Source organism: Rhizobium sp. SG570, from assembly GCF_012275345.1.
In the GTDB taxonomy this organism is placed as follows: Bacteria; Pseudomonadota; Alphaproteobacteria; order Rhizobiales; family Rhizobiaceae; genus Rhizobium; species Rhizobium lusitanum.
Map to the genome: position 1 here is coordinate 512,382 of NZ_JAAZQI010000002.1, position 25,973 is coordinate 538,354.

A 25,973-nucleotide genomic window follows, 5' to 3' on the forward strand; every position below is an offset into this window, starting at 1 on the left:
CGGTGGGGCGATGCGCATACTTCTGACCAACGATGACGGTATTCACGCCGAAGGCTTGGCTGTGTTGGAGCGTATCGCCCGTACCCTGTCGGACGATGTCTGGATCGTCGCACCCGAGACCGATCAGAGTGGCCTTGCTCATTCGCTGAGCCTTTCCGAGCCCTTGCGGATGCGCAAGGTCTCCGACAAGCACTATGCGCTGCGAGGAACGCCGACGGATTGCATTATCATGGGCATCCGGCAGGTGCTGGACATCAAGCCGGATCTGGTGCTTTCGGGCGTCAATTCCGGCTCGAATGTCGCAGACGACGTCACCTATTCCGGAACGATCGCCGGGGCGATCGAGGGGACGCTGCAGGGTGTGCGTTCTTTCGCCCTCAGCCAAGCCTATGTCCATCAGAACGGCGGGCGCGTCGTGCCTTGGGAAGTAGCCGAGGCGCATGCTCCGGCCTTGCTTGGCAAGCTCATCGATATCGATTTGCCCGACGGTACTTTCCTGAACCTGAATTTCCCGAATTGCCGCCCCGACGAGGTCGCAGGGACGGAAGTGACGGCGCAGGGCAATCTCGCCTTCAACATACAAGTGGAGGAGCGTGCGGATGGCCGCGGCTTCCCATATTATTGGCTGAGATTCGGCGAACGTAGCGGCGTGTTCCGTCCGGGTACCGATATTCAGGCGTTGAAACAAAATCGTATTTCGGTAACTCCTTTGAAACTCGATTTGACGGATTATTCGGCGCAGGACCGCGTGGCGCGGGCGCTCGGTATGGAGTAGCGGATTGACACCTCGTTTGGTCGAGAAGGAAGGCTTTGCAGCCGTTGTTCTGCGGCTGCGGGCAGAAGGCATATTGGATATCGATCTGATGACGGCGGTCGAGCAGACGCCGCGCTTGCCTTTCGTGCCGCCGCAATTTGTCGATGATGCCTATTCCAGCCGGACGATCCCGATCGAATGCGGGGCCTTCATGGAAGGCATGGATCTTGTCGTCCGGATTCTTCACGGCCTCAAGATCAAGCCGGGCCACCGCGTTCTCGAGATCGGAACTGGCAGTGGCTTCACCGCCGCCGTCATGGGGCGGATTGTGGAGCGGGTCCTCACGGTCGATCGTTACAAGACGCTGACGACGGCGGCGCAGCAGCGCATGGATGCGCTCGGGCTCCGCAACGTCATCATTCGGCAGGCCGACGGCAGCGCCGGGCTGCAGGGCGAGGGCACTTTCGACCGCATCCTGGTGACCGCCGCGTTCACGGCCATGCCGCGCTTCTATGCCGAGCAGCTGGTGTCGGGCGGATCCATGATCGCGCCGCTGATCGTGTCCGATGGTCTCTGCCGCCTGGTACGCCTGACCAAGACCGGCAGCCGCTTCGAGCGCGAAGAACTCTTCGACGTTCCCTATCAGCCCATCGTGCCGATGCTCGCCTCCTATCTTTGAGGCCCAATTTTGATCGATGAGGATGGTGAGCGGGCCGCCGGCCCGCTGTTTCATTTTCTATGGTTAGCAATTCCTCAAAAAAACACATGCCGCACCAGTGCTTTAACCGCATGGTAAGATTAACGCGCTTTAATCGACCCATAATCGGTTGCGTCTTAAGTGGGTTGAGTCATGGGTTTCAGTCTTTCTTCAAACTTCGGTAAATCGGCAGGGAAAGTCCTGGTGGCCATCCTCCTGGCGAGCACTGCAACGGCTTGTAGTTCAGACACGACCCGCTTCAGCGGGCTCTTCTCCAAGAACACGGATAATGTGACGACGGGTTCCATCAACCGTCGCAGCCTGAATGGTCCGAATGGCGATCCGGTGCCGCGAGCCGATGTCGCGCAGGCCGGCGGCTATGGCCAGCAGGATTATTCGCAGTCGAGCGCACCGGTAACGCAACCCTACCCGAATTCGCCGGCTCGCTATAACCCATCCTATTCCAGTGCTCGTGTGTCCACGGCGCCCGTCGCGATCCAGCGTTCCGATCTGGCGCCTCCCGGTGCGTCTGCCGACATGACTCGCCCGCATGCGGCACCCAGAGCAGAAAACGAAGCGCTCGCCCAGCCGTTCCCGTCGTCGCGCAGGAATGATGGCTCGCGCGCCAGGCCGGCTCTTGCTCCGGACACATTGTCGACAGGCACGATCAAGACCGCTTCGGCCCCTCAGCCGTCCTCGGGTTGGACCACCGTCAATGCTCCGAGCGTGACGTTGCATCCGGGCGAGAATATCGCGCTGCTGTCCCGCCGTTATGGTGTTCCGGAGAAGGAAATCCTGCGCGCCAATGGCTTGCGCAACGGCGCCGGCGCTCAGCCCGGCCAGCAGATCATTATACCGACCATGAACGGTGCAGGCGCTGCCAGCCCGGCCAAGATGGCATCGGAGGCGACCGATCTTTCCAAGGGCGGCAAAATGCCGGGCCCGGCCAAGGCGCCGCAACAGGAAGTCCTTGCGCTGCCGTCCAACGGCCAGATGCGCGGCAAGTCTCAGGCAGGCCTTGCCGATCCGAACAAGCTCGCTGCCGGCAACGGCAAGGGACCGACGCCGAAGGGCACCTATGTTGTCAAGCCAGGTGATTCGCTGGCCAGGATTGCCAAGGAAAGCGGCGTAACCGTCGCCGAGCTCAAGCGGGCAAATGGCATGCAGGCCGGCGATGGCGTTCGCATAGGCCAGACTTTGACGCTGCCGCATGGAGCGCTTGCCGCCGACCCCGTCAAGACCGCTTCGATCGAGCCGCAGAAGGTTTCCGCCAAGCCGGTTGCAGAGCCGAAGCAGGCGGCAGCGGAGCCGGTGGCAAAGCAGGCGCCGAAGGCCGTCGCCCACGCGGATACGGCACCCGATGCCGCTGCCGCCAAGCCGCAGGTGGTCGCCTCCGCTTCTCCGAGCCAGGCCGTCAACGACGCCGCCAAGTCCGATGCACAGGCCGACGCGCCGGAAGCAACCGGCATCGGCAAGTATCGCTGGCCGGTTCGCGGCGCGGTCATTGCCGGCTACGGCGCCAACGTCAACGGCAGCCGTAACGACGGTATCGATATCTCCGTTCCTGAGGGAACGCCGATCAAGGCGGCAGAGAACGGCGTCGTCATCTATGCAGGCAATGGCCTGAAGGAGCTCGGCAACACGGTTCTGATCCGTCACGACGATGGCACGGTGACTGTCTATGGCCACGCTGACGCGCTCAGCGTCACACGCGGGCAGAAGGTTCAGCGCGGCCAGACGCTCGCAACGTCGGGCATGAGCGGCAACGTCACCCAGCCGCAAATGCACTTCGAAGTCCGCAAGAATTCGGCTCCGGTTAACCCAATGACGTTCCTTGAATAGGTAGTGCGTCTCAAGGAGTCTGCAAAAAGCCCGGCTATCACCGGGCTTTTTGTCGTTCGGGGGCCTTAATGTCTCGGATCAGTCCCGCTCCAGCACGATGCGCAATCGTCCAGCCAGATCCTGGATATATTGCCAGGCGACGCGGCCGGACCGCGCACCGCGCGTCGTCGCCCATTCCAAAGCCTCGTGGTGCATCTGGGTACGATCCAGCTTGAGCTTGAAGTGATCGGCATAGGCGTCGATCATCTGCAGATAATCTTCCTGGCTGCACTTGTGGAAGCCGAGCCAGAGACCGAAGCGATCGGAAAGCGAAACCTTTTCCTCCACGGCTTCGGACGGATTGATCGCCGTCGACTGCTCATTCTCCATCATGTGACGCGGCAGCAGATGTCGGCGGTTCGATGTGGCGTAGAACAGCACGTTGTCGGGCCGTCCTTCGACACCGCCGTCAAGTGCGGCCTTCAGCGACTTGTATGCGGTATCGTCGTGATCGAAGGACAGGTCGTCGCAGAAGAGGATGATGCGATGCGGCGTCGCCTTCAGAATGTCGAGCAGCACCGGCAGCGAGGAAATATCCTCGCGGTGCACTTCGATCAGTTTCAGCGAGATGCCGGTGGCGCGGCGCACATCCTCGTGCACCGCCTTGACGAGGGAGGACTTGCCCATGCCGCGCGCGCCCCAGAGCAGGACGTTGTTGGCGGCAAAGCCGTCCGCGAAGCGCAATGTGTTCTCGTGAAGAATATCGCGTACGTGATCGACGCCGCGAATGAGGCTAAGCGCCACGCGGTTCGGCCGCGCAACGGGTTGCAGATGGAGCCGGGCAGGGGCCCAGACGAAACAGTCGGCCGCATTCCAGTCGTTGATTGCCGGAGCCGGCCCGGCCAGACGTTCGAGCGCGTCGGCAAGGCGGCGGACTTCCGCAAGGATCAGGGCGTTTTGGTCTTCACTCACCGTTTTCCTCCTGAATATTGTTCAAGAAAGTCGTAAAATGCGCGCGCTGTATTGCCGCGTATCATGCTCCTTTCGGGGCTGAAAGGCTAAGAGGCCGGGAAAACGGTACGGTTCATGGCTGTTTTTGTTGCAATCGCCATGCGCCTAACTATATTCCGGCCACCTGACGCGGGCACCGTCCCCGCAAGGAGTTCAAGGGAGTTTTTGATGTTTATCACCAACGCATATGCGCAAAGCGCGACAGATTCGGTCGCGGGCGCCTTCGGCGGTTCCGGCTTTGAAATGATCATCCTGTTTGTGCCGCTGATGGTCGTTTGGTATTTCCTCCTCATTCGTCCGCAGCGTGCGCAGGCAAAGAAGCGTGACGAAATCCTGAAGAACATTCGCCGCGGCGATCAGATCGTCACCAGCGGCATCGTCGGCAAGGTCACCAAGGTCATCGACGACAAGGAACTCGAAGTCGAGATTGCCGAAGGCGTGCGCATCCGCGTCGTCCGCAGCGCCATTTCGGAAGTTCGCGTCAAGGGTGAGCCCGTCAAGGCCGACGCGGCGTAAGCTTCTCGTGTGCAGGCAGCTCGGCTGGCTGGTGCGCGTCCTCGAAAATCGGGATCGACTTTCTTGAAGGACTGTGCACAAATTCAAGGTGTTACTGCGCCCTTCGCAATCCCTATGGAAAGCGGGGCGCAGTAGGGAAGCCCAAACTCGAGAGAGCGATGCTGCACGTCTCCTGGTGGAAGACCACCCTGATCTGGTTCGCCGTCCTCGCGAGCGTTCTTCTTGCCGCGCCGAACCTGCTCGGTGAGCGTGCGCTTTCCTCTCTTCCGGCCTGGCTGGCGCATAGAAAGATCGAGCTCGGGCTCGATCTTCGCGGCGGTTCCCATCTCCTGCTGAAAATCGAGCGGGACGATGTCGAAAAGGACCGCCTGGAAACGATCGTCGGAGACATTGCCACCCGGCTCCGCACGATGAACATCGCTTATTCCGGCCTCGCCGGAACCGGCCGCAAGATCGAGCTCCGCATCAACGATCCCGCGCAGGTTCAGCCTGCGGTCAATGCATTGAAGCCGCTCACCTCGGGTTCGGACAAGCCGGCTGTTGCGCTTTCCCAGGGCGACAACGGCGCGATGACGCTTAATATCACCGATGCCGATATCAATAATCATGTGTCTTCCGCGGTAGCGCGGGCGCTCAGGATCATTCGCAGCCGTATCGCGCAGCTCGGCGTGGGCGAACCCCTGATCCGCAGACAGGGTGCCGATCGTATTCTCGTGCAGGTGCCTGATCTTGCCGACCCGCAACGGTTGAAGAACCTTCTGAGCCAGCCTGCCAAGCTCAGTTTCCGCCTTATCGATCAATCGATGTCGGTTCAGGACGCCATGAACGGTCGCCCGCCCGCCGGGTCGGACGTGCTGTTTTCCGAAGACGATCCGCCGGTCGGCTATCTCGTGCAAAGGCAGCCTTTGCTCTCCAACGTCGACTTCGCCGACGCCTTGGCCGCCGTCAACGGCCAGAGCAATGACGGTAAGATCTCGGTCAAGCTGACGCAGGAAGCGACCAGCCGCTTCGCGCAATCGACCGCAAGTAATCTCGGCAAGATTGTCGTCGTCGTGTTCGACGATCAGGTCATCTCCGCTGCCACCTTGAAGACGGTGATCGCCACCGGGGAAATCGACATCCCTGGGGATTTCACCGCTCAGGGCGCGCGGGACCTGGCGGTCATGCTCAAGAGCGGGCCACTGCCGGCAACAATGACGCCGGTCGAGGAGCGGACCATCCAGCCCGGCCTCGGCGGTGAGATGACGCGCTACAGCGTCCTTGCCTGCATCGCGGCGGCAATTTTCGTCGCCGTGCTCATGATCGGCTTCTATCGTATCCTCGGTATCGTGGCGACGATCGCGCTTGTCATCAACATCATCATGGTGGTGGCGATCATGGGATTGTTCGGCATCACGCTGACATTGCCGGGCGTTGCCGCCATCGTGCTCACCATTGGTATCGGATTGGATGCGGTGGTGCTGATCTATGAGCGGGTTCGTGAGGAGGAAAAGAACACGCATCTTCTCGTCGATGCGCTGCGCCATGGCTTCAACAGGGCTGCCGCCACCGTGGCCGACGCCAACCTGACGGTGCTCATCGTCGCGGCCATTCTTTTCTATGCGAGCAGCGGCGCCGTACGCGGCTTTGCCGCGACCCTGATTGTCGGCGTTTTCACCACCTTCTTCACCTCCTGCTTCGTGACGCGTTCGCTCATCACCATGTGGATATCGCGCCGCAAGCCGCGCACCTTGCTGGTCGGCGTGCGAAGCGGCATTTTCGATAATGCCAATATCCGTTTCATGGGCATTCGCCGCTACACGTTCACGGTATCGGCGGCTTTGTCGGTGGTCACGCTTCTCGCCTTTGCGACGGTCGGCATGCATCTCGGCGTCGATTTTGCCGGCGGCTCGATCATCGAGGTTCGCGCCAAGCAGGGTGTCGCGGATCTGGCGAATATTCAATCACGCCTGCAGGACGCGATTCCAGGCGACGTGCGGGTCGAACGGCTCGACGATCGGCTGAGCGCGCTGATCCGCGTGCATGCCCAGGAAGGCGGCGAGAATGCGGAACAATCGGCCGTGACCCTCGTGCGCGAGGAGTTGAACAAGGATTACGATTTCTCCCGCGTCGAGGTGGTCGGCCCCGCCGTATCCGGGGAGATCACGACGACCGCTTCGCTTGCCGTACTGGCGGCGCTGATTGCCATTCTCGTCTATATATGGCTGCGCTTCGAGTGGCAGTTTGCAGTCGGCGCGATTATCGCGACCTTGCATGACGTCATCCTGACGCTCGGCCTGTTCGTCCTCACCGGCATGGAATTCAACATGACGGGGATCGCCGCCATTCTGACCATTGTCGGCTATTCATTGAACGATACCGTGGTCGTCTATGACCGCATGCGCGAGAATCTCAGGCGCTATCCGCAAATGCCTTTGCCGATCCTGATCGATGCCTCCATCAATCAGACATTATCGCGGACCATTCTGACATCGGCGACGACGCTTGTGGCGCTGCTCGCCCTTTATATATTCGGCGGGGAGGTGATCCGTGCCTTCACCTTCGTGCTGCTTTTCGGCGTCGCAGTCGGAACTTTCTCGTCGATTTATATTGCGGCGCCCGTGCTGATCCTGTTCAAGCTGCGTCCGGACAAGTTCCAGACCGGCAGCCAAAGCAATGGGCCTGCGGCCGGCGACATCCAGTCAGGCAAACCAGCGGTGTGATACATTGGCAAAAGGTATAGAAATCCGTAGCGCGCATTTTCCGGGGCGCGCACCGATCGACGCTTACGGCAACGGCGGCTTCCGCTTTGCCGACATGTCGCATCGCGGCTCGCTGCTCTGCCTGCCCTCGGGCATCTATGGCTGGGACATGATGCTGGGGGACGCGCTGACGCCGGACCGTTTCCAGAAGGTGCTCGACGAGGCAGCACAGATCGAAGTCCTGCTTGTCGGCACCGGCATGGAATTGCGGCCGTTGCCGGCTGATCTAAAGGCAGCCCTGCGCGCCAGACAGATTTCTTCCGACCCGATGAGCACCGGGGCGGCGGTTCGCACCTTCAATATCATGCTGTCCGAGTCGCGCGCGGTGGCCGCGGCGCTGATCGCCGTTTGACCTCCGGATCGTGAGCATGACGACATCAGCTGCGCCCCGTGGCAATCGGGATATCTGCCTCGCGACGCTTCGCGATACCGATCGCGATCGCTACCTTGCCTGCCTGTTGGCACCGGAGGAGAAACGTCCAGCACTTGCCGCGCTCTATGCCTTCAATGCCGAGCTGGCACGTGTGCGCGATCTCGTGCACGGGCCGCTGCCCGGCGAAGTGCGCATGCAGTATTGGCGCGATCTTCTCGAAGGGCAGGCTCACGGATCGAGCGAGGCCAATCCGATCGCCTCAGAGCTTTTGATTGCGATCGAGCAGCACCGGCTACCGCGTCAGACGCTGATCGACATGATCGATGCGCGCATCTTCGACCTCTATGACGATCCGATGGAGACGCGCGTCACTTTGGAAGGCTATGCCGGCGAGACCGCCTCGGCCCTCATTCAGCTTGCAAGCCTGGTTCTGTCGCCGGAGGAGGCTAGGGGTTCGGCTGATGCGGCCGGTCATACGGGCGTTGCGCAGGCGATTGCCGGCCTGCTGTTGCTGATGCCGCTGCACCGCCATCGCGGTCAGCTCTACCTGCCGCTCGAAATCCTGACCGCGACGGGCCTTGATCGCAGCACCTTCCTCGCAGGCGAGGACAAGGCGCGTATTTCGACCGCGATCGAAGCATTTGCCGGCCTTGGCCGCGAGCATCTGGCCAAGGCGAGGGCGGCGGGCGCCATACCGCCGGCGGTGTTTCCGGCCTTTCTGCCGGCAACCCTTGCGGAGCCGGTCTTGAAGAAGGCGCAGAGGCTCGGATCGGGCCTGTTTGATCGCTCCCTGCTGCTGCCGCAATGGCGCAGGCAGATGCGCATGGCGCTGGCATCAATCACAAAGCAAATCTAAAATACGTCAAGCTCGCGCAAGTCTCGGCGTGTATGGAGATGGTCGAGCACTTGATTTGCATATCAGGGGGAGTTGCCGTGGGTATTGTCGTCTGGTGCATACTGTTTGCGATCGTCGTCTTTTTCGCCTTCTTCGCCACGCGCATGGCATCGCAGAACAAGGAAGACGGCCTGCACGACACCGGCCTTGCCATCCTCGAATTCGGTCGTGCCTTTCCGACCGAAGCCATCCGACAATTGCAGATCACAGCGAATGGTCAGGCGGTGTTCGTCCGCCTGCATGACGATAAGGCCGGCTTCATGCGCAGCCTGCACAATCATTTCAGCGTCCACCTGATCGAGCCCGGTCGCGCGCACGCCAAGGATTCGGGCACGGGCCGCGGACTGACGGTCGACTTCCTCGATGCTCCCCATCATAACGGGACATTCGAGTTCGCAACGCCAGCGGAGGCGGCGGAAGTCTCTCTGTGGCTGCTTGGCAACTATGTTGTCAACGACGACGCTAAACCAATACATTTGATGCCGCCGGCGAAGGCCTGAGACATCTCAGGCACTTTCGGCGAGCATCTGCGTCTGCACGCCCAGCCATTCCGCGCAATCGGCAAGCGCGCGTTTGGCGATGAGCTGGCGCTTCATGATGGTCTTGTCCTTGCCGCGAAAGCGCTTGATGCCCTCCGGCTTGACGATCGAACCCGGCTCCAGTTCCGGGAAGAGCCCGAAATTGATGTTCATCGGCTGGAACGACCGCTTGCCCGGCTCTTCGTCGGATACGATGTGCCCACCCGTGATGTGGCTGAGCAGCGAGCCGAGAGCCGTCGTAGCCGGCGGCAGGGACGGCGCTTCCCCCTTGCGTTCCGCGGCGGCGAAACGGCCGGCGAGCAACCCGATGCTGGCGCTTTCGACATAGCCTTCGCAGCCGGTAATCTGGCCGGCGAAGCGCAGGCCCGGCCGCGACTTCAGCGTCAGTGAGCGGTCGAGCAGGGTCGGAGAATTGATATAGGTATTGCGGTGCAGGCCGCCGAGCCTTGCAAATTCGGCATTCTCCAGGCCCGGAATCAGGCGGAAGATCTCCGCCTGTGCGCCGTATTTCAGCTTCGTCTGGAAGCCGACCATATTGTAGAGCGTGCCGAGCGCATTGTCCTGGCGCAGCTGCACCACCGCGTAGGCTTTGACGGTTGGGTTATGGGCGTTGGTCAGGCCCATCGGCTTCATCGGCCCGTGACGCAGCGTCTCACGCCCGCGTTCAGCCATGACCTCGATCGGCAGGCAGCCGTCGAAATAGGGGGTGCCTTCCCACTCCTTGAAGCCGACGGCGTCGCCGGCGATCAGTGCATCGAGGAAGGCATTATATTGGGCTTGGTCCATCGGGCAGTTGATGTAATCCTTGCCCGTGCCGCCCGGTCCCACCTTGTCGTAGCGCGACTGGTACCAGCAGATATCCATGTCGATGCTGTCGCGATAGACGATCGGGGCGATGGCGTCGAAAAAGGCGAGGGCATCCGCGCCGGTCTCGGCCTGAATGGCGCTGGCAAGCCCGGGCGCAGTCAGCGGGCCGGTGGCGATGATCGCCTGATCCCATTCCTTCGGCGGCAAGCCTTGGATTTCCTCGCGAACGACCGTAATCAAGGGATGGCTTTGGACTGCCTGTGTGACTGCCGCCGAAAATCCGTCGCGATCCACCGCCAGCGCACCGCCGGCCGGAACCTGATGCTTGTCGGCGCAGGCCATGATCAACGAACCGGCCAGGCGCATTTCCGCATGGATGACACCGACAGCATTGCTGGTCGCGTCATCGGAGCGGAAGGAGTTGGAACAGACGAGTTCGGCCAAATCATCGGTCTTGTGCGCTTCGGTGCCGCGCACGCCACGCATCTCGTGCAGGATGACGGGCACGCCGGCATTGGCGATCTGCCATGCGGCTTCCGAGCCGGCCAGGCCGCCGCCGATAACGTGGATAGGGGAGTGGGAATTGGTCTGTGTCATGCGCGCGTCATTACCACGGGGCGGGCGGCGATCCAATTGCTTTGCGCAAATGCCGAGATCAAAAACAGTGCGGGAATCAAAAACGGCGCCGAAGGCGCCGTCTTGAAGCAGTCTACTCGGTCCGTATCGATTAACGGAAGGAGCGGGAAGCGATGTCGCGGATCTCGTAGCGGCTGACGCCGATGTCCGACAGGGTCTGGCTGGAAAGGTTGCCGAGTTCGTTCAGAGTGCGGCGGTAGCTAATCCAGTTCTTGGCAATACGAAGCGGGTTCATGATCTTGTCCTCAGTGTCTTTGTTGCGAGCGGTACGATTACCGCCTCAGCGCTTGCACTCTATATAGGCGCGAGGACGTGCTTTGTGCAGTGCAAATTAAAGGCGTCTGCCATGCATTTGTGCAGTGTGACGCCCAAAAAGCCATCAATGCCTAAATTTTATATGCTGTGCACAGGGCGAATAGCTTCAGGAGGGCGGACCGATGCTGCGTTGCGAAGCGGGCACAAAAAGAACGCCCGTCGCGGTGGTCCGCAACGGGCGTTGAGAAGGCTCTCGCTGTTGGGCGAAGCCTATCCGGCGATTAGCGGCCGGTGGCTTCGCGAGCAACGCGATGAATGTCTGCGCGGTCGATGCCGAGGTCGTGCAGTTCACGCGAGCTCATGCGGCCGAGTTCGGTAACGGTCTGACGATACTTGCGCCAGTTGTTGAAAGAGCGGGTCAGGTTCATTTTAAGTCCCTTTCGAGGATTTGAAGATCTCGCGGCTCCGCAATCGGTTCCGTCCTTGATCTGATGCTTCCCAATATATGCTGCACCGCAAGAACTAAAAGAGCGAATGCTTCATGCCACCTATGCGGTTTGCGCAAGTCTTGCAGGCGATTTACCTGGGGGTATGGCTGCTTTATGTGCATATCGCGGCAAAGTGGAGAATGGCTGGCAGGTCGGATTTCGAATAAGGCCGAGGTTTCCGAGAGGAATTCCTCCGGCTGCCTGCGTTCGGCCACGTTTCCGCCAGCCCTGCGCGTTTGGAGGTGGTCAGGAGGGACCTTGCGGGATGGCGAAAAGCGATCTTCATGCCGGCGATTGCCGTGTTTCCGGCGCGCAGCTATTCGGTGGCTGGTAGCTCCTCAAGGGCCACGAACGCCGCTTTAGCGGTAGCTAAACGGTTGAATCGGGAAGAAAAAATAACGCCCACCGCGGGAGGAGGTGCGGTGGGCGTCATTTGTGATGATTGACGACTGGGAGGAGGAGTGTCGTCAATCTATCGGAGCGCACTGGGAGGAGGAGTGTGCGGCTCCGAATTCCGTGTCAGGATCTAAACCCTCAGGCTGTTCCGATTTGCATCGGCCCGGCGCGCCATCGCCGTGTTTGTTGTTTTACAAATAGTATGATTTTTCGATTTTGTGCAGCGCAATAATTTCATGGGAGGTATGTATTCGACGCATGCCTCTCATGGGTATCAAGATACCGCGCCACATAATACTAAAGGATCGCTTAATGCTGTATTAACGAGGGACATATTCGAGTGGAGAGTGCCAATCGCAAATGCGTGCGGGCCGGCATCGATTGCATGCCGATTTGTGCTAACTCTTCATTATACGGGAGTCGCAGGGGGCAGGGATGTACAGAGGCAGGCTGGAGCGGGATCTGAAGATCTGGGTCGACAAAGGTCTTGTCGATACGGCGGCGGCAGAGGCTGTGCTGCGCGAATATGACGGCCGTCAGACGAGTTTCAGCGCGGGGCGGGTGCTGACCATCATAGCAGCCGTGCTTCTTGGCTTGGCCATACTGCTTTTCGTTTCTGCGAATTGGGAAGCGATTCCGAGGATCGTACGTCTCGCGGCGCTCGTGGCAATGATATGGGGCTTCTATCTCGGCGCCGCCTATCTGTTGGCCCTGAAGCGTTCGATACTGGCCTCGGGGTTGCTGATCCTCGGTACGCTGAGTTTCGGCGGCGCCATGGCGCTCGTCGGCCAGATGTACAATATGTCCGGCGATGAACTGACGATGATGATCGTCTGGTTCGCCGCGGCCTGCATCGTGGCGGCGTTGTTTCGATCCAGCGCGCAGGTCGCGCTTGCCGGCTTCCTCGCCTGGGCTTTTTGCGGCGTCTATCTATGGGACAATTTCGATCAGTGGCATGGCGTCATGCCATGGGTGCCGCCTCTGATGGCCGCAGTTCTGATTGCGCTCGTCAGGTATGTTGATGCGCCGAGCGCGCGGCACTTCGCCTATCTTGTGCTTGTTGGGTGGTTGACCTGGCTTTTTGGCCTGCATGAGAGCCTGAGTGCGGCAATCCTTTTCGCTGCCCTCGGAATGGCGGCCTTTCTTGTCGTCAGCATCCCGGCCTCGCCGCTCATGCCTCTCGTGCGAACGGCAGGGGCAGCGCCCGCCTTCTATGCCTTTCTTGTCGCCGCGATCGGCTTCTTTCTGATCCATGCAGAAATCAGCAACGGATCCTTCGACAATAATGTCTGGGTGGAAGACAAGCTTCCGCTCATCATTGTGGCTGCCGCGACGCTGGCGAGCTCAGTGATCGCGATCGCCCTTGGCGGCCGGGATAATGGCGCGGTGCGCTATCTCGCCTATTTCGTCTTCGCCTGCGAGATTCTCTATCTCGCCAGCGAGACGATCGGCTCGATCATCGGTACGGCGGGCTTCTTTCTAGTTGCCGGCTTGCTGGCGGCATTCGCCGCCTGGCTGGTCATCCGGCTGGAACGACGATTTTCCGATCATGGCGGGCAGGGGACGCGGGCATGACTTATCTGGCTGACAAGAGCGCTGCTATAAGTAATCCTCGTCGCTTGTGGATCGCCGCTATCATCGTTGCAGCCCTGCAGACGGCCGTTCTGGGCTATATGGTCGGCGAGCGGGCCTGGGGACTGCGAAGCGGCGTCGAGGTTATCCTGAAGACGGCGCCGGTCGATCCGCGCGATCTTCTGCGTGGCGACTACGTCACTTTGAACTACGATATTTCGCGGGTTCCCGTCTCGGCGCTAGTCGGTGGGCCGCCGAAGGAAAGCCTGAATAATCAGGTCCTGTCCGTCCGCCTTAAGAAGCAGGATGACGGCTATTGGGGCATTGTCGAATCGTCTTTCGCAACGCTGGACGCCAAGCCTGATACGGTCGTGCTGAAAAGCCTGCCCTTCGATTATGTGTCCTATGGCGATTTGGCCGACACATCTCAGGCGACGATCGCAGTTACATACGGCATCGAGCGCTATTACGTGCCGGAAGGCCAGGGGCACGACATCGAGAATGCGCGCAACGACAGTCGCGTCGCGATCGCGGCCCGCGTCTCTTCCGATGGCGCCGCCCATATCAGAAGCCTGCTTCTCGACGGCAAATCCGTCTACGAAGAGCCGCTTTATTGATGAAGTTTATCTGTGGAAGCCGGATAAGCTTGCGCATGGTCGTGGAACCGTCATTTTTCCTTTGCGTGGTTTGAAACGGGTGATATAGAGACGCCGCGCTCCGGAAGGCCCCATGGGCAGGCATCGCCGTGCGGTTTTGGGAACGCGGGTATGGTGAAATTGGTAGACACGCCAGATTTAGGTTCTGGTGCCGCAAGGCGTGGGAGTTCAAGTCTCTCTACCCGCACCAGGACTGTCTTGTGGACAGGGGGAGGCTGAACAGGTCCGTCTTCCGATATGCCGCAGGACGCGCCATTTTGCCCAGAGCATCCCGCTTTCGGATAGGGAGTGGATAAGGTGCTTTGGCTCGTAACGGGATAGGGCTGCCTTTTGCGCGTTCATTCGAAGGCGCGGCGCTCTTGGCAAAGTGATAGGGAATTGCATCCAAGCCACGCTCGGGATTTTCCGGCGTCGTGCTCACTGAAACGAACGGCTGTCTGGGCACGGCCGCCATGAATGAAGGTAGGACAATGCAGGTTATCGAAACGCTCGCTGAAGGGCTGAAGCGCGAAATCAAGGTGGTCATCCCCGCCAAGGACATGGAAGTTCGCATGAACGAACGCCTGGCCGAGGTCAAGGACAAGGTCCGTATCAACGGCTTCCGTCCGGGCAAGGTGCCGGTCGCGCATCTGAAGAAGGTCTACGGCAAGTCGATCATGGCCGATCTCGTCAACGAGATCGTTCGCGACCAGCCGCCGGCGATCCTGACCGAGCGCGGCGAAAAGTCGGCAACCCAGCCGGAAGTCGCCATGACCGAGGACAAGGACGAAGCCGAGAAGATCCTCGCTGCCGAGGCCGATTTCGAATTCACGCTGTCCTACGAAGTCATCCCGGCAATCGAACTGAAGTCCGTCAAGGGCATCAAGATCACGCGCGAAGTTGCTGAGATCGGCGAAGACGAAGTCACCGAGCAGATCCTCAAGATCGCCGAAAGCGCTCGCAGCTACGAAGCCAAGAAGGGCAAGGCCGCCAATGGCGACCGCGTCACTATCGATTACCTCGGCAAGGTCGACGGCGTAGCCTTCGATGGCGGCAAGGACGAAGACGCACAGCTCGTCCTCGGTTCCAACCGCTTCATCCCGGGCTTCGAAGAGCAGCTCGTCGGCGTCAAGGCTGGCGACGAGAAGACCATCACCGTGACCTTCCCGGCTGACTACCCGGCCAAGAACCTCGCGGGCAAGGAAGCAACCTTCGACATCAACGTCAAGGAAGTGGCCGCTGCCGGCGAAATCGAAATCAACGACGAACTCGCCTCCAAGCTCGGCCTCGAATCGGCCGATCGTCTGAAGGAAATCGTCCGCGGCCAGATCGAAAGCCAGTACGGCTCGGTTACCCGTCAGAAGGTCAAGCGTCAGATCCTCGACCAGCTCGACGAAATGTATCAGTTCGACACCCCGCAGAAGCTGGTCGAAGCCGAATTCGCCAGCATCTGGCGCCAGATCCAGACCGACCTCGCTGAATCGGGCAAGACCTTCGAAGACGAAGACACGACCGAGGAGAAGGCTCGCGAAGAATATCGCAAGCTCGCCGAGCGTCGCGTCCGTCTCGGCCTCGTTCTCTCCGAAATCGGCGAGAAGGCCGGCGTTGAAGTCAGCGAAGACGAGCTGCAGCGTGCACTTTACTCGCAGCTCCAGCAGTTCCCGGGCCAGGAAAAGGAAATCCTGGAATTCTTCCGCAACACGCCCGGCGCCTCCGCCAACCTGCGCGCGCCGATCTTCGAAGAGAAGGTCATCGATCACCTGCTGACCGAAGTCGACGTAACGGACAAGACCGTCTCCAAGGAAGCGCTGCTGGCCGACGACGAAGCCGAAGACAAGCCGGCTGCCAAGAAGGCCGCTCCGAAGAAGAAGGCTGCCGCCAAAGCTGAAGCGACCGAAGCTGCCGCCGAAGGCGAAGAAGCTGCTGCTCCGAAGAAGAAGGCAGCTCCGAAGAAGAAGGCTGCTGAAGACAGCGCCGAATAATCGGATTTTCTTCTGGACTGAAATTGAGCCCTGCCGTTCGCGGCGGGGCTTTTTTGTTACTAAGGGGCGTGGGGGCCATCCTCGCCCTTCGAGGCTCCAGCCTTCGGCTTCCACACCTCAGAGTGGGGATGGAGAGCGCGTCGCGACATAAAGTCAGCTCAACGTGGCAGTCTTGGGCTGAAGGTTAGCCCTCATGGTGAGGTGCGCAGGCTGTAAGGCCGAAGCCCCGAACCACGAGGGCGGCGGTGAACTATCACAACCCACTCAAATCTCCGATTTGATATCGCCCATGCGATTCTAGGCATCACCCCGCGGCACCGGGTCTCTATCGATTGCGCTGGATATTTCTTAGCGGCGTCACGCACATTGTCTAGAAAAGCGGCGCGATGAGATGACGAAGGATACCTGACTTGATTGAAGTGGTGATGTTTGACCTCGATGAAACCCTCATCGACCGGCGTGCGGCGCTAGAGGCGTTCCTGCCGGATCAATTCAAGCGGTTCAGGGATCAACTGCAGGGCGTAACGTTTCAGACTTTCGAGGCAACGTTCTTTGCGTTGGAGAAAGAAGGTCTCGTCGACAAACAAAAACTCTACCCGAGATTGGCGGCGATGCTCGGTGTGGGCAGTCGTTGTGGAGATCGTTTGCTTTCCGATTTTCAAACGCGATATCCGCATTTTGCAAGGCTATCAATTGGTGCCCTCGAAATGCTCAGTGCGCTACGGGCGCGTGGTTTAAAGACAGCCATCATCAGCAACGGCCACACCGGGGTTCAATCGGCAAAAATTGAGATCACCGGACTCAAAGATGCCGTCGATCTTGTTGTCATTTCGGAGGATGTCGGGCTGCGGAAGCCAGATCCACGAATTTTTCAACTCGCCGCTGAACGGCTGGGCGCAACTCCGGCGCGCTGCATCTTCGTCGGTGATAACCCGGAGGCAGATGTCCTGGGTGCGGAAGCATCCGGAATGACAGGCATATTTTACAGTGCCGGGTGTTCGTGGCCGGACACATTGCCATCGCCGAAATACAGCGTCGAAACTCTCGTCGAAGTCCTACCTCTTATCGAAGCTCTTGCGTGAACTCTGGCGTCTGCACCTGACCCCAGCCTATAGCCGCTCAAAGCTCCGACTTGATATCACCCATACGGTTCCAGGCGTCGAGGCCGGCGATCTTGTAGGCTTCGGCAAGCGTCGGATAATTGAAGGTATTTTCGACGAAATATTCCACCGTGCCTTTCAGGTTCAGCACCGCCTGGCCGATATGGACGAGTTCGGTTGCGCCTTCGCCGACGATATGGACGCCGAGCAGCCGGCGTGTCTTCAACGAAAAGATCATCTTCAGCAGGCCGGTGTCGAGGCCCATGATGTGGCCGCGCGAGGTCTCGCGGAAGCGTGCGATGCCGCATTCGTAGGGAATGTGCCGCTCCTTGACCTCTTCCTCCGTGAGGCCGCAGGTGGAGATCTCAGGCACGGCATAGATGCCGTAGGGGAAATACTTCGGCGGCTCTTTGGCGATCGCGCCGACGGCGACGCGGGCGGCGATGCGGCCTTGTTCCATGGAGGTGGAGGCAAGGCTTGGGAAGCCGACGACGTCGCCGGCGGCAAAGATATGCGGAACCTTGGTGGCAAAGGTTTCCGGATTGACGCTCAGGCGGCCGCGGGCGTCGGCTTCGAGCCCTGCTGCAGGAAGATTGAGCGTGTCTGTCGCCCCCATGCGACCGGCGGCGAACAGCACCATGTCAGTCATGAGGCGGCGGCCATTGTCGAGCGTCAGTTCCACCTTGCCATTCTGCCGGATGACCTTTTCCGCCTTCTGGCCGAGGAGCAGCTTCATGTTGCGATCCCGAAGCTGGTAGATGAAATCCTCGACGATCTCCTTGTCGATGAAGTCGAGCATGGTGGACTTCGGATCGATCAGCGTCACCTGCGTATCGAGCGCGCTGAAGATGGTCGCGTATTCGATGCCGATGACGCCTGCGCCGATGACGACCATCGACCGCGGCAGCTCCGCGATCTCCAGCAGCTCGTCGCTATCGAGAACCGTCTTGTTGTCGAAGGGCATGTAATCGGGACGAAACGGCTTGGTGCCGACCGCCAGCAGGATGCTGGCTGCGGAGACGGTGACGACCTCGCCGTCATCCTTGACGACCTGCATGGTCTGCGGATCGACGAAACTCGCCTTGCCGCGAATGTGCTGCACGCGATTGCGCGCAAACTGATGTTCCAGCACCTCGACCTCATGATCGAGGGTGATCAGCAGGCGGCGGCGCAGGTCCTCCGCGCTGATTTCCTGCTTGACGCGATAGGCGCGCCCATAGAAGCCGCGTTCGCGCCAGCCAGAGAGATTGAGCGCGGTCTCGCGCAATGTCTTGGAGGGGATGGTGCCGGTATGGACCGAAACGCCGCCGACGCGTTTGCCCTGTTCGATCACCAGCACCTTCTTGCCGAGTTTGGCGGCCTGAATGGCGCCTCTGCGGCCGGCAGGGCCGCTACCCACGACTAGGAGATCGAATTGGTCCATTGGGAAGCCTCGGATGATTGGATCGGGAATCAATGTCGCAACGCAACATGCTGTCCGTCAACCGGTAGCGGCTCAATGTTACAGATTATCTAACAGGAAACGCCGGTCCTCAGGAGGATGCGAGGCCAAGCCAGGGTTCCAGCTTTTGGAACGTCCGGTCCATGGCATAGGCGCGCGTGAAGGACAGCGGCAAATGCCCGTATATGATCGACATCTGGCCCGCCGCTGTTGCCTCGTTGGTCTTGGCAATGGCGGCGAGGTAAAGTGCCGCCGCAAGCCCGGTGCGGTCTGCCCCGGCCTGACAGTGAATGAGAAGCGGTTTCGGCGCGTCGCGCATGATCTCGACGAGCTGCGCGGCTTGCGCCTGCGTCAGTTCCCGGTTTGAGGACATGCGGAAATCGATATGATTGATATGGAGCTGCGTTGCCTCGGCGACTTCCTGGTCGTACCAATGATGACCGCCGTTGTTGCCGCGCAGGTTGATGATGGTCTTGATGCCGAATTGCTTCTGGAGCTCCGCGATCGTTGCGGCCGACGGCTGGGAGGAGCGATAGAGTTCGCCTGCGATGACCGGATGGAAATTCGTCGTCCAAAGCATATGGGCATAGAAACCGCCTGCGACTGCTCCGAAAGCACCCAAAGCGACGAGCGCGCCGCGACCGACACGGAGAAGGCGTTGGGTAAGCATCGACGGCATCTCCTGCATATGATCTCCGGACAGGCCGAACGCTCAAGCGGATCGGCCAAATCAAAACAACGGCTTCCGACGGCAGATTCGCCGATTTGGATGCGGCGATTCTTCTGCCAGATCATCCTGATGCAGAACTGAAAGCGGAAATCACGGTTGCAAAGACGCAACGGAGCGGTTGTGGAGAGATCCGCAATGAGGAACGGTTAAAATATATATTTGAAATTAAAGTGATATGATCTTTATCTAAACTAATACTTCATCGCGTGTGCGACAGTTTTAAATCAAGCGCAATGCTCTGAAGCTGACATGACCGTTCTTGCCGATGATAACATGATCGTGAACAGTGATGCCAAGAGGCTTGGCCGTGTCGATGATCGTCTTGGTCATGTCGATATCGGCGCGGGAAGGCGTCGGATCTCCTGACGGATGGTTGTGCACGAGAATCACCGCCGTGGCGGAAAGTTCCAGCGCACGCTTGACGACTTCGCGCGGATAGACCGGCGTGTGATCGACCGTGCCGAGGCCCTGCACTTCGTCCGCGATCAAGGCATTGCGCTTGTCGAGAAACAGCAGGCGGAACTGTTCCCGCGCCTCGTGCGCCATGGCGGTATGACAATAATCGATCAGCGATTTCCAGGAGGAAAGCACCGGCTTGCCCGTCAGCTCGCTTTTCAGCATGCGCTGCGCAACGCTTGCGACGAGCTTCAGCTCGAGAGCCACAGCGTCGCCGACGCCCTTGACCTCTTTCAGCAGGCTAACCGGCGCGCCGAAGACGCCGCCGAGTGTCCCGAAACGGGTAAGCAGGGCCTTGGCGATCGGTTTGGTGTCGCGCCGCGGGATCAGCCGGAAGAGCAGCAGTTCGAGTATTTCATAGTCGGCCAGCGCCGCATCGCCACCGTCGCGATAGCGGTTTCGCAGCCGCTCGCGGTGGCCGTGATAATCGGCTTCGGCGTTAGTTGGGGCTGATTTGGCCGCAGTTGGTGCTGATTTGGCGGCTTGCGTCGGGAAGAACAATCGCTCGTCGAAAACAGGCGCTTCTTCCAAAGCATCCGCTGTTCCGCCGCCGTCGAGGGGCATGTCGCCATGTCCGGTGGAGGAGGCGGGACGTTTCGCCATGAATTACCCCTGCAGCGGCGGCAGGCCCGGGCGGTCGAGACCACCGGGAGACAGGGTGAATATCTCGCAGCCTGTCGCCGTAACCCCGACGGTATGCTCGTATTGCGCCGACAGCGAGCGGTCGCGGGTGACCGCCGTCCAGCCGTCGCCAAGCACTTTCACATGCGGCTTGCCGAGATTGATCATCGGCTCGATGGTGAAGATCATGCCCTCGCGCAATTCCGGTCCATCGCTGGCGCGGCCATAATGCAGAATATTGGGCGAGTCATGGAAGAGGCTGCCGACGCCGTGGCCGCAGAAGTCGCGCACGACGGAGCAGCGTTCTGCCTCGGCATAGGTCTGGATCGCTTCGCCGATGGCGCCTGTCCGGGAGCCGGGGCGCACGGCGGCGATGCCGCGCATCAGGGATTCGTAGGTGACTTCCAGAAGCCGCTCCGCCGAGCGCTTGATTTCACCGACGGGATACATGCGGCTGGAATCGCCATGCCAGCCGCCCAGCACGTAGGTCACGTCGATATTGACGATATCGCCTTCGCGCAGCGGCTTGTCATTGGGAATGCCGTGGCAGACGACATGGTTGATCGACGTGCAGGAGGATTTCATGTAGCCGCGATAGTTCAGCGTCGCCGGAAAGGCGCCGTGATCCATGCCGAATTCGAACACGAAACGGTCGATGACATCGGTCGGCACGCCGGGCTCGACGATCGCCGCCAGCTCATCGAGGCAACGTGCGGTCAACTGGCATGCCTTGCGCATTCCAGCAAAGGCATCCTGCCCATAGAGGCGAATCGCGCCTGTATTTTTCGCCGGCGCCGTTGCCGCTTCGATGTAATTCACCATGGTTAGCCTTCAGCAGAAATCTTTATACTGGTATCTAATGCAGCTATGCCGGGTTCGTCTATCGGGATCAACCCGGCAGGCGTTATTTCCGTCGCCGAAACCCTGCATTTCAGAGCGTATACTTCGACGCCGCGTCCCAACGCCCGCTCGAAAGCCTTGAGATAGACGGGGTCGAGATCGCCGCAAATCCGGAATCGATGGCAATCAAGCCGCTGGATCACGAACAGCATGACCGCGCGGTAGCCAGCTTGCGCCATGTCACCCAACTCTTCCAGATGCTTGGCGCCGCGCGCCGTTGCCGTATCGGGAAACTCCGCAAGGCCTGGCTGCCGCATGAAATGGACGTTCTTCACCTCGACATAGGTGGTTGTCCTCAAGGGATCGGTCAAGAGCAGGTCGATGCGGGAATTGCGGCCGTAATTCTGCTCGCGCCTGACCGTCGTGTAATCGCCGAGATCGGCGATCTGACCGAGGGCGATCGCCTCCGCCGCGATGCGGTTGGGCATAGTGGTATTGACGCCGACCGTCGTGCCATCGGCTTCGATCAGCTCGAAGACATGGCGATATTTGCGCTTTGCGCCTTCATGCTCCGAGAGCCAGATGCGCGAATCGGGTGTCGTCAGCCCCAGCATCGAGCCGGTATTCGGGCAGGAGCCGGTGATGAACGTGCCGTCTTCCAGCTCGGCATCGAAAAGGAAGCGTTTGTAGCGTGCGATCAGCCGGGCAGGGACGAGAGGCGGATTGAAGAGCATGAGTGATTGATCGCCTAGGCACGTTCCATGACGAAGCTGCCCGGCGCCTCCTCAAGTGCGTTGAGAGCTTTGCCGCCGGGTTGGCGGGCGGCTGCCATACGATGGTCCTGGGATAGGATCCATGCATGCCAGTGCGTCCACCAGGAACCCGGCGTCTCATTCGCTTCTTTCAGCCACTGCTCGTAATCGCCCTTCACCGCGCCGCCGGTCCAGAACTGGTATTTGTGCTTATCCGGTGGGTTGACGACGCCGGCAATGTGGCCGGACCCTGTCAGGACGAATTCCACCGGCCCGCCAAAGCACTGGCTGCCGACGAAGACGGACTTGGCAGGGGCGATATGATCTTCGCGCGTCGCCAGATTGTAGACCGGGATGCGGACATCCTTCAGCGACAATGTCTTGCCGTCGAGCACCATCTTGCCCTGGCTCAGTGTATTGTTGAGATAGCAATTGCGCAGATAGAACGAATGGTTGGCTGCCGCCATTCGCGTGGAATCGGCATTCCAGAACAGAAGATCGAAGGGCATGGGTTCCTGGCCCTTCAGGTAGCTGTTGATGAAATAGGGCCAGATGAGCTCGGAGGCGCGAAGCATGTTGAAGGCGGCGGCCATCTTCGAGCCTTCCAGATAGCCGACCGCACTCATCTGCTGTTCGAGCGACGCGATCTGCTCCTCGTCCACGAAAACCTTGAGATCGCCGGCAAAGGTGAAATCGACCTGCGTCGTCAGGAAGGTCGCGGTGCGGATGCGTTTGTTCTTTTCCTTGGCATGGAGGGCGAGCGTCGCGGCCAGCAGCGTGCCGCCGACGCAATAGCCGACGGCATTGACTTCCTGTTCGCCTGTCGCCTTCTCGATCGTATCAAGCGCAAAATCGATACCCTCTCGCGCATAGGAGGTCCAGTCTTTCGCCGCATGGCGCTGATCGGGGTTCACCCAGGAGATGACGAAGACGGTGTGCCCCTGTTCCACACACCATTTTATGAAGGATTTCTGCGGGTTGAGATCGAGAATGTAGAATTTGTTGATCCAGGGCGGGCAGATCAGCAAAGGCCGCTTCAGCACTTTTTCCGTTGCCGGCTCGTATTGGATGACCTGGCAGACGTCGCTTTGCGCGATCACCTTGCCGGGTGTCAGCGCCATGTCCCGGCCAACGGCGAACTTCGTCATATCCGTCTGCCGCAGCCGCAGTTCGCCGTGGCCGAGGCTGACATCCTCGGCGAGCATCTTCATGCCGCGCACCAGGTTCTCGCCGTTGGAGGCGACCGTTTCGCGATAGAGCTGCGGATTGGTCGCGATGAAATTGCTCGGCGAAAAGGCTGCCGTGATCTGCTTCGTATAGAACGTCGCCTTGTGGCGGGTGTGCTCATCCAATCCTTCGGCCTCGCCGACCAGCTTCTCGGCCCAGCCGGCCGTCAGAAGATAGGTCTGCTTCAGAAAGTCGAAGAAGGGGTTCTTCTGCCAGTCTTCGTCGGCGAAGCGCTTGTCCTTGACCGGCTCTGGCGCGGCGGGCGAATCGCCGCTGAGGCGTTGCAGGGTTTGCGTCCACAGGCCGAAATAGCCCGTCAGCAGATGGGTCTGCGCCTCCAGCGTACGGCGCGGATCGGAAAGCCAATATTCGCCGACCTTGGAAAGCGTCTTGACCATGTCGGTCATCGGATCGGCGACGGTGTCGACCTTCTCGCCGCGCTCGCGCGGCGCAAGCCAGGCGGATGCAGCCTTGCCAAGATTTTCCAGCGCGCGGGCGAAATTGACGGCCATCGCCTCGGGATCCCTGACAATGTAAGGCTCGACCGACTTCGGGTCGAAGCCCGGAAAGCCGTTGTTTCCTTCACTGTTATCCCGCTTGCTGTCGGTCACGCATCATCCTCCCGGCGGCAGCTGTGTTCTGTTTTCCATTTGTACATCTTGCGGGAAAAGGAATACAAGTCGAATGAAACGCAAGCCTGCTCTTGCTTTGCTGCTGCGACAAATTTAACAGTCGCAACCCAAGGCAAGGAATTGGGCAGGAAGACAATTATGGGCGGCGGCATGGTGGCAAGACTGAACCGGTATTCCGTACTCTGCGGCGCGATGTGCGGCATTTTCGCATTGACCCTCGCAGGCTGCTCGACCCCTGAGGAAAAAGCGGCCTTCGCCAAGCGCAAGCAGCCGCCACAGGCGGTCATCGTCAAATCCGCCAACGGCAGCCCGGTCGATGAAGGCAGCACGCAGCAGCACTACAAGGACGGCTATCCGTCCTTCAACGCGCCGCCGACAGCCGCAAATGTGCAGATCAACGATCAGCAGGCGGGTGATTTGGTCAAGCAGCTGACCGCGCTCGGATCGCAGCGCAAGGCAGGCACGATATCGGAAACCGAATATCAGAAGCGCGTGGCCGAGATGCGCAAGCTCGCCGCCGAACATGGCCAGGATACGCTGCAGGAAATCAAGCAGCAGGGCGATCAGCCGAGCCAGACGCAGAATTAGCCTTGCGTTTCAGGCGATTTGGACGCAAAGCGTTCGGATGGGCCGAATTTGGATGTGTCTTTATCGGTTAAGTGTGCTTTCTGCGCGCAGCCGCCCAAGATTCACCTTATCCTTCGTGTCAGCATAGTTGCGGTGCCGCGATTCCGGAGTTCGTATCGCGGCTCACCGGGAGATCGACGAACTTCATTGCGGTTACAAGGGCCGCTGTCCCATGGGGAAAGAAATGGAAGAGTTTCATAAAGTCCGGCGTTTGCCGCCCTACGTTTTCGAACAGGTCAACCGTTTGAAGGCGAGCGCGCGAGCGGGCGGGGCGGACATTATCGATCTCGGCATGGGCAATCCGGACCTTCCGACCCCGAAGGCGATCGTCGACAAGCTGTGCGAAGTGGTGCAGGACCCGCGCACGCATCGCTATTCCTCCTCCAAGGGCATTCCTGGCCTGCGCCGGGCGCAGGCCGCCTATTATGCCCGTCGCTTCGGCGTCAAGCTCAATCCGGATACGCAGGTGGTCGCCACCCTCGGCTCCAAGGAAGGCTTCGCCAACATGGCGCAGGCGATCACGGCGCCGGGTGACGTTATCCTGTGCCCGAACCCGACCTATCCGATCCATGCCTTCGGCTTCCTGATGGCCGGCGGCGTCATCCGCTCGATGTCGGTCGAGCCGGACGACAGCTTCTTTCCGCCGCTGGAACGGGCCGTGCGCCATTCGATCCCGAAGCCGCTGGCCCTGATTCTCAACTATCCGTCGAACCCGACGGCCTATGTGGCGACGCTGGATTTCTACAAGGAAGTCATCGCCTTCGCCAAAAAGCACGACATCATCGTGCTGTCGGACCTCGCCTATTCGGAAATCTATTTCAACGACGCGCCGCCGCCGTCGGTGCTCGAAGTTCCCGGCGCGATGGACGTGACGGTCGAGTTCACCTCGATGTCGAAGACCTTCTCCATGCCCGGCTGGCGCATGGGTTTCGCCGTCGGCAACGAGCGGCTGATCGCAGCATTGACGCGGGTGAAGTCCTATCTCGACTACGGCGCCTTCACGCCGATCCAGGTCGCGGCGACGCATGCGCTCAACGGCGACGGTTCCGACATCGCCGAAGTGCGCAGCATCTACAAGCGTCGTCGTGACGTTCTGGTCGACAGCTTCGGCAAGGCGGGCTTCGAGATACCGCCGCCGGAAGCGACCATGTTCGCCTGGGCGAAGATCCCGGAGAAGTTTCGTCATCTTGGCTCGCTGGAGTTTTCCAAGCTTCTGGTCGAGAAGGCCGACATCGCGGTTGCGCCGGGCATCGGCTTCGGCGAGCAGGGCGACGATTATGTCCGCATCGCTCTCGTCGAAAACGAGCATCGCATCCGCCAGGCAGCGCGCAATCTGAAGCGCTTCCTCTCCACGGCGGATGAGACGATGCACAATGTGATTTCGCTGAACGCCCATCGTTAGTAATGTTACTACACGGCAGCCGTTCCC

24 protein-coding genes and 1 tRNA gene are annotated in these 25,973 nt (G+C 60.0%); 15 read left to right on the forward strand and 10 right to left on the reverse strand.

Annotated elements, in window-relative coordinates:
- The first annotated feature begins 10 nt into the window (after positions 1-10).
- The 3 genes from surE (at position 11) to FHT28_RS06310 (ending at position 3,293) form a co-directional block, all read left to right on the forward strand.
- The gene (gene surE, locus FHT28_RS06300) at positions 11-775 is read left to right on the forward strand and encodes a 5'/3'-nucleotidase SurE (RefSeq protein ID WP_047557828.1); all 765 of its coding nucleotides are present in this window, start codon (positions 11-13) and stop codon (positions 773-775) included.
- A gap of 4 nt (positions 776-779) precedes the next feature.
- Positions 780-1,433, forward strand: coding sequence for a protein-L-isoaspartate(D-aspartate) O-methyltransferase (locus FHT28_RS06305; RefSeq protein WP_037201794.1), 654 nt, complete (start codon positions 780-782; stop codon positions 1,431-1,433).
- A gap of 171 nt (positions 1,434-1,604) precedes the next feature.
- Positions 1,605-3,293, forward strand: a complete 1,689-nt coding sequence (locus FHT28_RS06310; RefSeq protein WP_047638027.1) for a peptidoglycan DD-metalloendopeptidase family protein — start codon at positions 1,605-1,607, stop codon at positions 3,291-3,293.
- A gap of 78 nt (positions 3,294-3,371) precedes the next feature.
- On the opposite strand, the gene FHT28_RS06315 is transcribed toward FHT28_RS06310, so the two are convergent.
- Complete coding sequence (locus FHT28_RS06315) at positions 3,372-4,244, reverse strand: ATP-binding protein (protein WP_047638029.1); 873 nt, start codon at positions 4,242-4,244, stop codon at positions 3,372-3,374.
- A gap of 207 nt (positions 4,245-4,451) precedes the next feature.
- Between FHT28_RS06315 and yajC the strand changes: the two genes are divergently transcribed.
- The 5 genes from yajC to FHT28_RS06340 all read left to right on the forward strand — a co-directional run bounded on the left by yajC (position 4,452) and on the right by FHT28_RS06340 (position 9,308).
- The gene (yajC, locus tag FHT28_RS06320) at positions 4,452-4,799 is read left to right on the forward strand and encodes a preprotein translocase subunit YajC (RefSeq protein WP_037201801.1); all 348 of its coding nucleotides are present in this window, start codon (positions 4,452-4,454) and stop codon (positions 4,797-4,799) included.
- Between the two features lie 158 nt (positions 4,800-4,957).
- Positions 4,958-7,501 carry a protein translocase subunit SecDF gene (gene secDF, locus FHT28_RS06325; RefSeq protein WP_092573677.1) on the forward strand — a complete coding sequence of 848 codons (2,544 nt, stop codon included), beginning with the start codon at positions 4,958-4,960 and terminating at the stop codon, positions 7,499-7,501.
- A 4-nt stretch (positions 7,502-7,505) separates the two neighbouring features.
- The gene (locus FHT28_RS06330) at positions 7,506-7,892 is read left to right on the forward strand and encodes an Mth938-like domain-containing protein (protein WP_037201806.1); all 387 of its coding nucleotides are present in this window, start codon (positions 7,506-7,508) and stop codon (positions 7,890-7,892) included.
- Positions 7,893-7,908: 16 nt separating this feature from the next.
- Complete coding sequence (locus FHT28_RS06335; protein WP_168595796.1) at positions 7,909-8,769, forward strand: phytoene/squalene synthase family protein; 861 nt, start codon at positions 7,909-7,911, stop codon at positions 8,767-8,769.
- A 77-nt stretch (positions 8,770-8,846) separates the two neighbouring features.
- The gene (locus FHT28_RS06340; RefSeq protein ID WP_047557815.1) at positions 8,847-9,308 is read left to right on the forward strand and encodes a hypothetical protein; all 462 of its coding nucleotides are present in this window, start codon (positions 8,847-8,849) and stop codon (positions 9,306-9,308) included.
- A gap of 6 nt (positions 9,309-9,314) precedes the next feature.
- Here FHT28_RS06340 and trmFO read toward each other — a convergent pair whose 3' ends face one another.
- The 3 genes from trmFO to FHT28_RS06355 all read right to left on the reverse strand — a co-directional run bounded on the left by trmFO (position 9,315) and on the right by FHT28_RS06355 (position 11,473).
- The gene (trmFO, locus tag FHT28_RS06345; protein ID WP_047557812.1) at positions 9,315-10,751 is read right to left on the reverse strand and encodes a methylenetetrahydrofolate--tRNA-(uracil(54)-C(5))-methyltransferase (FADH(2)-oxidizing) TrmFO; all 1,437 of its coding nucleotides are present in this window, start codon (positions 10,749-10,751) and stop codon (positions 9,315-9,317) included.
- A gap of 130 nt (positions 10,752-10,881) precedes the next feature.
- Positions 10,882-11,025 carry a DUF1127 domain-containing protein gene (locus FHT28_RS36805; protein ID WP_080739470.1) on the reverse strand — a complete coding sequence of 48 codons (144 nt, stop codon included), beginning with the start codon at positions 11,023-11,025 and terminating at the stop codon, positions 10,882-10,884.
- 301 nt (positions 11,026-11,326) lie between these two features.
- Positions 11,327-11,473: a DUF1127 domain-containing protein gene (locus FHT28_RS06355; protein ID WP_080739469.1), complete on the reverse strand. Its 147-nt coding sequence runs from the start codon at positions 11,471-11,473 to the stop codon at positions 11,327-11,329.
- An 891-nt stretch (positions 11,474-12,364) separates the two neighbouring features.
- Here FHT28_RS06355 and FHT28_RS06360 point away from each other — a divergent pair.
- From FHT28_RS06360 to FHT28_RS06380, 5 genes are all read left to right on the forward strand, one after another.
- A complete protein-coding gene (locus FHT28_RS06360) occupies positions 12,365-13,504 on the forward strand; it encodes a DUF2157 domain-containing protein (RefSeq protein WP_047557806.1) in 1,140 nt (379 codons plus the stop codon).
- Positions 13,501-14,118: a GDYXXLXY domain-containing protein gene (locus tag FHT28_RS06365; RefSeq protein WP_047557803.1), complete on the forward strand. Its 618-nt coding sequence runs from the start codon at positions 13,501-13,503 to the stop codon at positions 14,116-14,118. Before FHT28_RS06360 ends, FHT28_RS06365 begins: the two co-directional genes overlap by 4 nt.
- 144 nt (positions 14,119-14,262) lie before the next feature.
- Positions 14,263-14,347: transfer RNA gene (locus tag FHT28_RS06370), tRNA-Leu, on the forward strand.
- 280 nt (positions 14,348-14,627) lie between these two features.
- Positions 14,628-16,118 (forward strand): trigger factor, encoded by a 1,491-nt coding sequence (gene tig, locus FHT28_RS06375; RefSeq protein ID WP_047557800.1) that lies wholly within the window; start codon positions 14,628-14,630, stop codon positions 16,116-16,118.
- A gap of 419 nt (positions 16,119-16,537) precedes the next feature.
- Positions 16,538-17,200, forward strand: a complete 663-nt coding sequence (locus FHT28_RS06380) for an HAD family hydrolase (RefSeq protein WP_348644864.1) — start codon at positions 16,538-16,540, stop codon at positions 17,198-17,200.
- A gap of 37 nt (positions 17,201-17,237) precedes the next feature.
- Here FHT28_RS06380 and sthA read toward each other — a convergent pair whose 3' ends face one another.
- The 6 genes from sthA to phaC form a co-directional block, all read right to left on the reverse strand.
- Positions 17,238-18,641: a Si-specific NAD(P)(+) transhydrogenase gene (gene sthA, locus FHT28_RS06385; RefSeq protein WP_037201823.1), complete on the reverse strand. Its 1,404-nt coding sequence runs from the start codon at positions 18,639-18,641 to the stop codon at positions 17,238-17,240.
- A gap of 109 nt (positions 18,642-18,750) precedes the next feature.
- A complete protein-coding gene (locus FHT28_RS06390; RefSeq protein ID WP_244655137.1) occupies positions 18,751-19,329 on the reverse strand; it encodes a tyrosine-protein phosphatase in 579 nt (192 codons plus the stop codon).
- Between the two features lie 279 nt (positions 19,330-19,608).
- A complete protein-coding gene (gene radC / locus FHT28_RS06395; protein ID WP_047557790.1) occupies positions 19,609-20,448 on the reverse strand; it encodes a DNA repair protein RadC in 840 nt (279 codons plus the stop codon).
- Between the two features lie 3 nt (positions 20,449-20,451).
- Entirely contained in the window at positions 20,452-21,288 is an 837-nt protein-coding gene (gene map, locus FHT28_RS06400; RefSeq protein ID WP_034505209.1) for a type I methionyl aminopeptidase, read from the reverse strand.
- Between the two features lie 2 nt (positions 21,289-21,290).
- Positions 21,291-22,040 carry a DNA/RNA nuclease SfsA gene (sfsA, locus tag FHT28_RS06405; protein ID WP_047557787.1) on the reverse strand — a complete coding sequence of 250 codons (750 nt, stop codon included), beginning with the start codon at positions 22,038-22,040 and terminating at the stop codon, positions 21,291-21,293.
- 14 nt (positions 22,041-22,054) lie between these two features.
- Positions 22,055-23,896 (reverse strand): class I poly(R)-hydroxyalkanoic acid synthase, encoded by a 1,842-nt coding sequence (gene phaC / locus FHT28_RS06410; protein ID WP_168595797.1) that lies wholly within the window; start codon positions 23,894-23,896, stop codon positions 22,055-22,057.
- 159 nt (positions 23,897-24,055) lie between these two features.
- Here phaC and FHT28_RS06415 point away from each other — a divergent pair, with 159 nt between their 5' ends.
- Positions 24,056-24,505: a hypothetical protein gene (locus FHT28_RS06415; RefSeq protein ID WP_168595798.1), complete on the forward strand. Its 450-nt coding sequence runs from the start codon at positions 24,056-24,058 to the stop codon at positions 24,503-24,505.
- 223 nt (positions 24,506-24,728) lie between these two features.
- The gene (locus FHT28_RS06420; protein ID WP_034505203.1) at positions 24,729-25,946 is read left to right on the forward strand and encodes an LL-diaminopimelate aminotransferase; all 1,218 of its coding nucleotides are present in this window, start codon (positions 24,729-24,731) and stop codon (positions 25,944-25,946) included.
- The last annotated feature ends 27 nt before the right edge of the window (positions 25,947-25,973 follow it).